Annotated in this window: 8 protein-coding genes and 2 pseudogenes; 5 read left to right on the top strand and 5 right to left on the bottom strand. The window is 51.1% G+C overall.

Annotated elements, in window-relative coordinates; genetic code table 11:
* Nucleotides 1-253 precede the first annotated feature (253 nt).
* Nucleotides 254-1,438 carry a bifunctional phosphopantothenoylcysteine decarboxylase/phosphopantothenate--cysteine ligase CoaBC gene (gene coaBC, locus DFR77_RS11520; RefSeq protein ID WP_003691630.1) on the top strand — a complete coding sequence of 395 codons (1,185 nt, stop codon included), beginning with the start codon at nt 254-256 and terminating at the stop codon, nt 1,436-1,438.
* Nucleotides 1,439-1,504: 66 nt separating this feature from the next.
* Here coaBC and DFR77_RS11525 read toward each other — a convergent pair whose 3' ends face one another.
* The 3 genes from DFR77_RS11525 to gmk all read right to left on the bottom strand — a co-directional run bounded on the left by DFR77_RS11525 (nt 1,505) and on the right by gmk (nt 4,635).
* Nucleotides 1,505-3,661, bottom strand: a complete 2,157-nt coding sequence (locus tag DFR77_RS11525) for a RelA/SpoT family protein (protein WP_003691632.1) — start codon at nt 3,659-3,661, stop codon at nt 1,505-1,507.
* Nucleotides 3,662-3,753: 92 nt separating this feature from the next.
* A complete protein-coding gene (gene rpoZ, locus DFR77_RS11530; RefSeq protein ID WP_002212665.1) occupies nt 3,754-3,960 on the bottom strand; it encodes a DNA-directed RNA polymerase subunit omega in 207 nt (68 codons plus the stop codon).
* Nucleotides 3,961-4,017: 57 nt separating this feature from the next.
* Nucleotides 4,018-4,635 carry a guanylate kinase gene (gmk, locus tag DFR77_RS11535; RefSeq protein WP_003691634.1) on the bottom strand — a complete coding sequence of 206 codons (618 nt, stop codon included), beginning with the start codon at nt 4,633-4,635 and terminating at the stop codon, nt 4,018-4,020.
* A 127-nt stretch (nt 4,636-4,762) separates the two neighbouring features.
* On the opposite strand from gmk, the gene DFR77_RS11540 reads away from it, so the two are divergent.
* Nucleotides 4,763-5,362, top strand: a complete 600-nt coding sequence (locus tag DFR77_RS11540) for an adenine phosphoribosyltransferase (protein WP_002212663.1) — start codon at nt 4,763-4,765, stop codon at nt 5,360-5,362.
* Between the two features lie 45 nt (nt 5,363-5,407).
* On the opposite strand, the gene DFR77_RS11545 is transcribed toward DFR77_RS11540, so the two are convergent.
* Nucleotides 5,408-6,196, bottom strand: coding sequence for a Cof-type HAD-IIB family hydrolase (locus tag DFR77_RS11545; protein ID WP_010360614.1), 789 nt, complete (start codon nt 6,194-6,196; stop codon nt 5,408-5,410).
* A 325-nt stretch (nt 6,197-6,521) separates the two neighbouring features.
* Here DFR77_RS11545 and trhP point away from each other — a divergent pair, with 325 nt between their 5' ends.
* On the top strand, nt 6,522-7,877 hold the full coding sequence (gene trhP / locus DFR77_RS11555) for a prephenate-dependent tRNA uridine(34) hydroxylase TrhP (protein WP_003691638.1): 1,356 nt from the start codon (nt 6,522-6,524) through the stop codon (nt 7,875-7,877).
* A gap of 131 nt (nt 7,878-8,008) precedes the next feature.
* Nucleotides 8,009-8,482 carry a hypothetical protein gene (locus DFR77_RS11560; RefSeq protein WP_003700207.1) on the top strand — a complete coding sequence of 158 codons (474 nt, stop codon included), beginning with the start codon at nt 8,009-8,011 and terminating at the stop codon, nt 8,480-8,482.
* A 208-nt stretch (nt 8,483-8,690) separates the two neighbouring features.
* Here DFR77_RS11560 and DFR77_RS13490 read toward each other — a convergent pair.
* Nucleotides 8,691-11,064 (bottom strand): annotated as a pseudogene (locus tag DFR77_RS13490) (TonB-dependent hemoglobin/transferrin/lactoferrin family receptor).
* Between the two features lie 196 nt (nt 11,065-11,260).
* Here DFR77_RS13490 and DFR77_RS11580 point away from each other — a divergent pair.
* Nucleotides 11,261-11,349, top strand: a pseudogene (locus DFR77_RS11580) (IS1595 family transposase); the annotation flags it as partial.

Genomic DNA, 11,349 nt, shown 5'->3' on the forward strand with positions numbered 1-11,349 from the left:
ACAGTCAATACTTTCAGCGGGATTTTTTTGGGGAAATTCGTCATGTCGCTGTCGGATAAGGTTTTTTATCTCCGCCAAACGCTGCGCCGCCTCCACCCCCCCTCCTCTTCTCCTCCGGCTGATGCGCCTTTGTGAATATGCCGCCTGAAACTCGGGGCTTCAGACGGCATTTCGTATCCAAACGGTAACTAATGTATCCGTACTTTGTTATAGAATGGCTGCTGTTTTTTCTTCGTAATTAGAAATTGTCAAAATGGGCAAACATATTCTTTTAGGTGTAACGGGCAGTATTGCGGCGTATAAGTCTTGCGAGTTGGTGCGACTGCTGAAAAAACAGGGGCATTCGGTTACGGTGGTTATGAGCCGCTCGGCAACTGAATTTGTTTCTCCGCTGACTTTTCAGGCTTTGAGCGGCAATCCCGTTCTGACCGACACGCACGGCGGCAACGGTTCAAACGGTATGGAACATATCAACCTGACCCGGAATGCGGATGTTTTTCTGATTGCGCCGGCAAGTATGAATACCGTGGCAAAAATCTGTAACGGCGTGGCAGATAACCTACTGACCAATCTGGCAGCCGCACGGAAATGCCCTCTTGCCATCGCTCCCGCGATGAATGTGGAAATGTGGCTGAATCCTGCCAACCAACGGAATATCGCACAACTGGTTTCAGACGGCATTACTGTCTATATGCCGGGCTTGGGCGAACAGGCTTGCAGAGAAAATGGTATGGGAAGGATGCCGGAACCTGCCGAATTGCTGGATTTGCTTCCAGACTTGTGGACACCGAAAATTTTAAGGGACAAGAAAATCTTGATTACCGCAGGTGCGACATTTGAAGCCATTGACCCTGTCAGGGGCATCACAAATACCTCCAGCGGAAAAATGGGCGTAGCTTTGGCGCGGGCGTGCCGTGCCGCCGGTGCGGAAATCAGCCTGATTCACGGACAGCTTCAAACCACGCTGCCTTTCGGCATATCCGATACGGTTCAAGCCGTCAGTGCCGAAGATATGCATCGCGCAGTACATCGTTTGATTGAAAAACAAGATGCTTTTATTTCTGTTGCCGCCGTCTCAGACTATAAGGTTAAAAACAGGAGTACGCAAAAATTCAAAAAAGATAAAAATGCCAAACCGTTATCCATCGAATTGGATGAGAACCCCGATACTTTGGCTTCTATTGCCTCATTGCCGAACCCGCCGTTCTGCATCGGTTTTGCCGCTGAAACGGAGAATGTAATGGCATATGCGCGGGAAAAACGTATTAAGAAAAAAATACCGGTGATAGTTGCCAATGATGTTTCAATCGCGATGGGCAAGACAACCAACCAAATTGTTATCATAGATGATGATGCGGAGTTGTCTTTCCCCGAAACAAGTAAAGATGAAGCGGCAATGCGGATTGTTGAAAGGCTTGCCGTATATTTGAACAAATAAGCAATTGAACGGATAAACCATAAAACGGGTTGCCTTTTGATTAACAGGCAACCCGTTTTACCTGCTTCAACTTCTGATGACTTTGCGGATATATGGGATGCTGTGCAGATTTTGAATAATCTGATTCAACTGATCCAAATTCTTGACTTTCAATAAGAATTTGAATTCGACAAAACCTTCCGTTCCCGACTGGGATTTAGACGGTGTTTCGACCGACTCGATGTCCGCACCGGAATCGGAAATCGCTTGCGCCATTAATGCCAACAGGCCGTGGCTGTCTTCCGATTGGACTTGAAGCCCGACACGGTAGTTCTGCCCGTTCATATTTTCCCAGTCTGCATCCAGCTGCTGTTCGGGATCGGACTTCAACAACGTCGGGCAGGTATCCCTATGGATAATCATGCCTTTTCCCTTAACCAACAGCAAACGGATGGAATCGCCGGGAACAGGGTGGCAGCACTCTGCAAAATGAATATGCCCGCTTTCCTGACCATCAACTTTAATGGAACTGAGCCTGACCTCGCTGCCGAAATGCTCCCCTGCCAATTCGGCGATATGCATGGCGACATAAACAGGCAGGGTATGCCCCATACCGACGTTGTACAGCACTTCCTCAAATGAAGTCTGTTTGTCGTTGAGATCGGCAAGGTATTTTTCTTTGATGCCGTCTGAAAGCAGGACATCTTTGGGCAGCAAACTGGACAAGGCTTTTTGTAAGAGGCTCTCTCCCAAAACGACCGCATCGTGCCGGTTAAGATTTTTAATATATTGGCGTATGGCACTGCGCGCCCTGCCGGACACGGCGAAATTCAACCACGCGGGATTGGGTTTGGCGTGTTCGGATGTGATAATTTCAACAGAATCACCGGTTTTGAGCTTCGTACGCAGCGGCATCATCACATTATTGACACGCGCGGCAACTGTTTTATGCCCAATGTCGGTATGCACCGCATAAGCAAAATCGACAGGCGTTGCCCCTTTGGGCAAAGTTAGGATTTTTCCTTTCGGAGTAAGGATGTAGATTTCGTTCGGAAACAAATCGACTTTGACGTGTTCGAGAAACTCAATGGCATTGGCGCTGCTTGCCTGCAAGTCTAAAATGTTTTTCAACCATTGATTGGTGTGCAGCACTGCCTGATCGACCGTTTTGGAATCTGATTTATAGCTCCAATGGCCGACAATACCGCCTTCCGCCACGGCATCCATTTCCCGCGTGCGTATCTGAACTTCAATCGGCAAGCCGTAAGGGCCGACCAAAATCGTATGCAGACTTTGATAACCGTTGCTTTTCGGAATGGCGATATAGTCTTTGAACCGTCCGGGCTTGGGCTGATAGAGGGTGTGCAATGTGCCGAGTGCGGCATAACAGGCGGGAATGCTGTTGACAATGACGCGGAAACCGTAAATATCCATAACCTCGGCAAAACGCAGCTTTTTCGCCATCATTTTCTGATGGATGCCGTACAGGTTTTTTTCCCTGCCTTTGATTTTGGCCTCTATATTCGCGCCTACCAGCCGCTGGCCGAACGCGCGCAAAACTTTGCCGACAACGTCCTGCCTGTTCTTCCGGCTCTTGTCCATCGCTTTTTTTAAAGTCTCGTAGCGGTTGGGATGCAGGTTTTGGAACGATAAATCCTGAAGCTCCCGATACGCATTATTCAGACCTATGCGGTTGGCAATCTGTGCGTAGATTTCAAGGGTTTCCCTTGCAATCCGGCGGCGTTTGTCCGGGCGCATCGAACCGAGCGTCCGCATATTGTGCAGGCGGTCGGCAAGTTTGACAACGATGACGCGCACATCTTTGGTCATCGCCAAAATCAGTTTGCGGAAACTCTCCGCCTGATGTTCCGCATGATCTTCAAATTTGAGTTTTTCGAGTTTGGACAGCCCGTCCACCATCTCGGCAACAGTATTGCCGAACACCGCCGCCATTTCCCCTTTTGTCACGCCCGTATCTTCCAATACGTCGTGCATCACGCCTGCACAAAGACCCTGTATGTCCATATGCCAAAGGGCGAGCTGCGTCGCAACGGCAATCGGATGCGTGATGTAGGGATCCCCGCTTTTGCGGGTTTGCCCGTCGTGGGCGCGAAACGCATAGGCGACAGCTTTTTCAAGCTCCGCCTGTTCCTCGGGCTTGAGGTAGGAGGCGGTATGGAAAAGCAGGGTACGCGCTTCGGCGGTCAGGGGGTCGTAAGGGGCGGAAGGTTGGGGGGCGGGCATTTCAGACGGCTTTCGGGATGTATGTGTTTTTTCATTTCAAACCGTCGGACTGCACGGCGGCAGAGTGTGCCGGCGTGCGTTTCCGGCAGAATTTATTTATTGCGCGTCAACAGTTCCGTACCGATATGCCCGGCTGCGATTTCCCTTAAGGCGGTAACGGTCGGTTTGTTATTGCGGACATCGTCCACAAGCGGCGTATTGCCATTTTCAAGCTGGCGGGCCCGACGGGCCGCTACCAATGTCAGGTCAAAATGGTTGGAAATTTTTCCGGTACAGTCTTCGGTGGTAATACGTGCCATATTATTTGCTTTCTTTCAAAAATATTTAAATTGGGGAACCGGATATTTTCGCGGTTTTTAGGAATTTTCCAACAAATCTGCAATAAATCCCAGTTGCCGCGACCTTTTCAGACGGCAGGCATTCACAATATGAAGCAAATCCCCCTCCGCCTTCTCCAGGTCGTCATTGACCACGACAAAGTCGAACAATACGGACTGTTCGATTTCATGCCTTGCCTTCGACAGCCTCCTTTGGATAACTTCCCGACTGTCCGTCCCGCGCCCTTTGAGGCGCGCGGCAAGTACGTCGAAAGAAGGCGGCAGGATAAAGATACCGACAGCTTCCGGCAGCGCGTTGCGAACCTGCGCCGCGCCCTGAACGTCGATTTCCAAAATCACGTCATAGCCTGCCGCCGCCAACGCATTCACGCCCTCCGTGCTTGTGCCGTAATAGTTGCCGAATACGTCTGCGTATTCCAAAAAAGCCTCCTGCGCGATAAGCGATTCAAACTCTTCTTTGGAAACAAAGTGATAATGTACGCCGTTTGCTTCGCCTTCACGCGGCGGGCGCGTCGTATGCGACACGGAAACGCGCAAACCGTTATGGTTTGCCAACAGCCGCGACACCAGCGTGGTTTTGCCCGTGCCGGAAGCGGCCGAAATGATAAAGATGTTGCCTTTTCGATAAGCGGACATATTTTTTACCTGTATATTTTCCAACCGATTGTATCACAACGGACACCCTATTTCATATTTGCCGATGCCCATATTTTGCCGCTATTGTTTTGATTGATTTGGCAAGCGGCAGGCTGACGGCTACAATATGGCGTTAAAAACATCAAACTTGGAACACGCAATGCTGGTTCATCCCGAAGCTATGAGTGTCGGCGCGCTTGCCGACAAAATCCGCAAAATCGAAAACTGGCCGCAAAAAGGCATCTTATTCCACGACATCACGCCCGTCCTGCAAAGTGCGGAATACTTCCGCCTTTTGGTCGATTTGCTGGTTTACCGCTATATGGATCAGAAAATCGACATCGTTGCCGGCTTGGACGCGCGCGGCTTCATTATCGGCGCGGCACTCGCCTACCAGCTCAACGTCGGCTTCGTCCCCATCCGCAAAAAAGGCAAGCTGCCTTTTGAAACCGTATCGCAAAGCTACGCGCTCGAATACGGGGAAGCTGCGGTGGAAATCCACACCGATGCCGTCAAACCCGGTTCGCGCGTCCTGCTGGTCGATGATTTGGTTGCCACGGGCGGCACAATGCTTGCCGGGCTGGAACTGATCCGCAAACTCGGCGGGGAAATTGTCGAAGCCGCCGCCATTTTGGAATTTACCGACCTTCAAGGCGGCAAGAATATCCGCGCAAGTGGCGCGCCCTTATTTACCCTGCTTCAAAACGAAGGCTGCATGAAAGGCTGAAAACCGACCCTGCCGTCTGAAACCGGCAGGGTTGTTATTATACGTTCAAATCACACCCAAATCTTGCAAGCCCCTCAACACGCCGTCTTCATCAACGCCGGGGCAAACATATTTCGCCGCTTCTTTCGCTGCCTGTTCCCCGTTACCCATTGCCACGCCGAACCCGACTTCAGACAGCATTTCCACATCGTTCAAACCGTCGCCGAACGCCATCACGTCTGCCATTTCCAAACCCAATGCTTCAACCACGCTTCTGATGCCGTCTGTTTTCGACATTCCCGCAGGCAGCAGATCGACCGCTTCCTCGTGCCAGCGCACCGTTTTCAAGCCTTCCCGTTCCACAATATCCGACCAAAGCGGCATTTCGTTTTCCTCCGCAAACACCAGCATCTGATACACCGGTTTGCTTGAAAAATAATCCTTATCGGCAAAAAAATCGCTGGCGATATGCTGCAAGGCGCGGCACACGCATTCCGACAGCGCGGACACGGCGATCCCCTCTCCGCCGACAAACGCATAATCCATGCCCAAGCCATCCAAATGCGCACAAACCCTGCCCATCAAACCGGTATCCATCGGTACTTCGCGCACAGTTTTACCGTGCAGCAGCGCAAACTGTCCGTTTATCGTTACCACGGCATCCATACCCGTTTCCGCCATCATGTCCCTGACCTTTTCGGGAATCGTCGCCAAAGACCGCCCCGTTGCCAACGCCGTCAATATACCTTTGCCGCGCAAAGCCGCCACCGCCGTTTTCACGGAAGGGCGCAAGGTATCCGTATATTTGCGGTACAGCGTATCGTCAATGTCGAAAAACACGATTTTGGGATTCATCATATTCTCTCTCGCACTCAAACTGCCGCATTGTATCCCAAGAAGGCAAATACTTGATAAATCCTTATAAATTTCCCGGCAAAATTGACCGCGAACACGAAAAGGCGGATAATCCGCCCATCTTCAAACACCCTTCAGACGGCATTTGCAGCAATGCCGTCTGAAACATTTTTACAAAGCATACAAATCATGCTTCAACACACAGGACGACACATAAAGCACCGCCCTATTATGTCGTCCTGATTCGGAAGGGGTTACGCCCCTCCCAAACAAAGTCTGATCCTGCCGCCCTAAAGGGCGGGGTTTCAACCGAAAAGGAAACACGATGAAAGCACCCGAACTCTTATTGCCCGCCGGCGGATTGGAAAGAATGCGCGCCGCCTACGATTACGGCGCAGATGCCGTTTACGCCGGCAGCCCGCGTTACTCCCTGCGCGCCCGCAACAACGAATTTGCCAAACTCGACGTCCTCGAGCAAGGCATTAAAGAAGCGCACGAACGCAACAAAAAATTCTTTTTGACCGTCAACACCCTGCCGCACAATTCCAAACTCAAAACCTTCGTTGCCGACATGGAGCCGCTGATTGCCATGAAACCCGACGCGCTGATTATGGCGGATCCGGGTTTGATTATGACCGTGCGCGAAAAATGGCCGGAAATGCCGATCCATCTGTCCGTACAGGCGAACACCACCAACTACTGGGGCGTGAAATTTTGGCAGAACATTGGTGTCGAACGCATCATCCTGTCACGCGAATTGGGCATGGAAGAAATTGCCGAAATCCGCCAAGAATGCCCCGACATCGAACTCGAAGTCTTCATCCACGGCGCATTGTGCATCGCCTACTCAGGCCGCTGCCTGTTGTCGGGCTATTTCAACCACCGCGATCCCAACCAAGGCACCTGCACCAACTCCTGCCGTTGGGACTACAAAGTCCACAACGCCACGGAAAGCGAGGCAGGCGATGCCCAGCTTCTGCAAGGTTTCAACTTTGAAAAAGCCCAAGAAGAAGCCAACCAAAACTTTGAAGGCATCAACGGTCAAAAACGCCATCCCTACGCCGACAAAGTTTTCCTGATTGAAGAATCCAACCGCCCGGGCGAGATGATGCCGATTATGGAAGACGAACACGGCACCTACATCATGAACTCCAAAGATCTTCGCGGTATCGAAGTCGTCGAAAAACTCGCCAAAATCGGTGTGGACAGCCTCAAAGTCGAAGGCCGTACCAAGTCTCTCTACTACGTCGCCCGCGTCGCCCAGTCCTACCGCAAAGCGATTCACGATGCCGTCGCAGGCCGTCCGTTTGATTACAGCCTGTTGAGCGAACTCGAAGGCCTTGCCAACCGAGGCTACACCAGCGGCTTCCTCGAACGCCACCAAACTCAGGATTATCAAAACTACCTCAGCGGCCATTCCACCGCCAAACAAAGCCAATACGTCGGACACGTTACCGAAATCGACGAAAATGGCTGGGCGACCATCGAAGTTAAAAACCGCTTCGCCGTCGGCGATTCGCTCGAAATCATCCACCCGAGCGGCAACCAAACCATCAAATTGGAACAAATGACCCGCAAAGGCCAACCTGTCGATGTTGCCCCGGGCAACGGCATTCAGGTCAAAATCCCCAATATGCAGGGCAAAGAAAAAGCCCTCATCGCACGCGTGTTGAACCCCTGAGCCACAATGCCGTCCGAACCCCGTTTTCAGACGGCATTTTGTTGAATCTTACTGTACAATGGCAATGATTTCCCACAGCAAACAAGGACATCCGACATAAAAAAATCCTCATACTCTCCGCCGCCGCCCTGATGCTGGCAGCCTGCCAATCCGGCCGCGCGCTTAAAAACGCGCACACGGCATCCGCCGGGACACCGGCCGGAGAATCATGCAAAGTTATCCGCGGAGACACCGCAGGAGGCGGCAAAAACATCATTTACCGTTGTAGCAACGGTCAGGCGGCAATAAATGCAGCCACCGCCGCCGGCGTATTGGAATCAGGGATTCCCGTCAGCTTCGGCGGCGGCGTACCGGTTGCAAACGGCAGGAATCTAGTTACACGGCAAGCGGCAAACGGCGTTGGCAAATCCGACTCCGAGGCCTGCGAACACGCCCTAATCAATGCCGCCCGCAAATTCCAGCAGACCGCCGGCAAACTCGGCGGGCGCAGTGTTACCGGCTTCCACAGCTACTTTGGCAAGCAATCGCTGCAAGGCGGACAATACGACTGTCAGGCAGGTTCGTTCCACGTCCGCGCGGTCATGCGCGCCAATGTCGTCCGTTAACATATCGGCAATCAAAAAATGCCGTCTGAAACATTTTTCAGACGGCATTTTTAATCCTGCAACATTACTCCCTGCCCTGAGTTCGGATACTGTATCAATATAAAACCCCATCACACAGATTTACGGTAAAAAGCCGTCCGAATGAGTTCCTGAAAACAATTCGGACAGCTTTAATCCCCAACGAGGCAATTAATCCAATAATACTAGATTAAAACTTCCATTCCAGCGATACGGCGTAATTACGGCCTGAGGCGCGGTAGCGGTCTAAGCCTTTGCCATCTCGGTCGACCGCGTTGGTGGTGCTGTAGCTATACAAACCGCGCAGGGAATCCCAAGTGGTGTATTTGCGGTTGAACACATTATATACGCCTGCACGCAAAGTCAGGTTTTTAGCCGGTTTGTAGAAGCCGTACATATCAAACACATAAGCCGACTTGTTCAGCCACGGGTAATCTTTTACCTTTTTCTGCAAAGGCGTACCCCGGCCCTTGTTTTCATAAACGGTGTATTGCGCGTCTTTGGCCTTTTTCGCACCCAGATAAGTCAGGCGGGAGAACACACCCCATTTTTCGCTCGGGCTTCGTAGTCGACACCGGCAATCACTTTCGGCGGCTGTGTGGACAGCAGGCTGTTGTCGCCCGACAGTTTGCTTTTCGCATAACCCAGCGAGCCGAACAATTTCCAGCCCTCAGGAACAAAAGACGCTATTTTGTCCACATTCAGACGGCCTGTCAGCTCAAGACCACGGATTCGGGCCTTATCGATATTTTGCATCTGCCATTCCGGTTTTTCGGAATAAGGATTGCTACACATACCGTAGTAGTAATTCATCTGAGTACAGCCGACATCGCCGCTGGTGGTCAGCTTCTGCTCTTCAGACAAGAAGTTGCGGTAATTGTTTTGATACAGGTTGGCATCCAAAGTACCTTTTTCGCTGCGGCCTTGCAGAGACAGGGTGTGGGTGGTGCTGCGCTCGGCTTTCAGGTTGGGATTGGGCAGCCAATTACCCGAACCGTGGTTGTAAGTGAAATACACTTCGGACGCATTGGGGACACGGTAGCCGGAAGTAATGTCGTAACCGACATGCCAAGCCTGATTCAGTTGCGCCGCCAAACCGACAAATCCGCTCCAGCCTTTATAAGTATTGGCTGCAGGCGGTGTTTTGTCACAAGCATGACACTCGGCATTCAATTCCTGAGGCGTCATTTTGGTATGATCGTAACGGATATCTGCACGTCTGCTGAACACGTCGTTCCATTGGATTTGATCAGACAGTGAGAAACCATAATTAGTGGTTTTCACAGGGTGTTGAATCGAGCTGGTAGTACGGGATATCTGTCCGCTGAAGTAATAATCGTCGCGGTTTAAGTTTTCAAACTCACGCCGACTGGCGAAAGTTTTAAACGACAAGCGATGTTGGCCGCCCAGTTGCAACGGTTGGCTGTCCATACGCAAAGTAAAACGTTTGAATCGGGTGTCCATGCTGCGGTTGTATATTTCGTCCAAATCCTTCTGATTTATAGTTGCGCGTCCAGGTGGAATAATCCATCGGGAACGAGCCTTTGTTGTTAACCGCCGCCACTTTGGTTTTCTGATAATCGAAGTCCGCCTTCAAAGACGACAACCAATTTGAATCAGGCGTCCATTCGTAAAAGAGGTTGGCATTGCGCCGTCTGTTTACGTCATCGGCTTCGCGCCAGGAAGAAGCGGTCAGGTTATAAGACTCTTCAAATCGTGTAATTATGCCCCTGCTGGCCGTTAAACGATGCGCCGATGCGGTGCTTGTCGTTGATTTGATAAGCAATCTTACCCAAGAAGTTGTGGTATTTGTGTTTGGACGGATCAGGGATACCGCGTGCCGAACCACGGATATTCTCTCCGCTGCCAGCACCCTCTACCGGATAGCCACGCTCGCCCGCGCTTTCGGTCTCATGACCGCGACGTTGCGAATACAGCAAAGCGGCATCCACGCGGTCGTTGCTCACACCGAAACCGAGTGTATTTGTCCATTCGCGGTTGCGGCTGCTGTAACCGTTTTTCATCATCACGCCGAATTGCCTGTCGTCCAACAGCAAATCATGGCCTTGCAGGGTTTGGTAATTCACGCCGCCACCCAATGCGCCGCTACCGGTATTGAAAGAGTCAGCGCCCTTCGCGATTTCGATGTTGCGCACGAGTTCGGGGTCGATAGACAGGCGCGAGCTGTTGAAGTTGCCATAACGTGCATACAGTGAGTTTTCTTCCGAATCAGGCAGGCTCACGCCGTCAATGCTGACACCGACACGGTTGCCTTCCACGCCGCGCACAGCAAAGCCTTTTTGATGGCGGCCGCTATCGCTCAAGCCGACGTCGGTGGAGTAACGCACCAAGTCTTTGTTGTCGCGTATCATTTCCTGTTGAATGCGGCCGAGGTTGACACGTTCCACGGTTGCAGGCGCATTAAGCTGGTCTTTAACGCGCACTTCTTTTATCTCTGCTTTAACGGGTGTGGTTTCGGTTGCAGCTTCATCCGCTGCCAAGACCGGATTGCCGAAAATACTGCCGACCAGCGCGGCAATAGGAAGCATGTGTAATGGTTTCATATTATCAACTCAAGATGTAATGGATTGTTCATCCATCAGTTAATTCATAATAAATTTTCTGATAATCATTAATATTTAATAAGACAGCAACCCGTACAAATAAATCTGTGTCGTGTAATTAAAGGTCTCTGCAAACATCTATGCCGAGGCCTTGTTTGTTTCATTATTTTTAAGGGTCTGTACTAGATTGGCAGATATGTTACCCTCGAAATATGAAGATAACACACTGCAAATTAAAGAAAGAAGTACAGAAAGAACCGCTCCGTTCTTTTGTACCGGAAGTTA

Source organism: Neisseria gonorrhoeae (assembly GCF_003315235.1).
GTDB lineage: Bacteria > Pseudomonadota > Gammaproteobacteria > Burkholderiales > Neisseriaceae > Neisseria > Neisseria gonorrhoeae.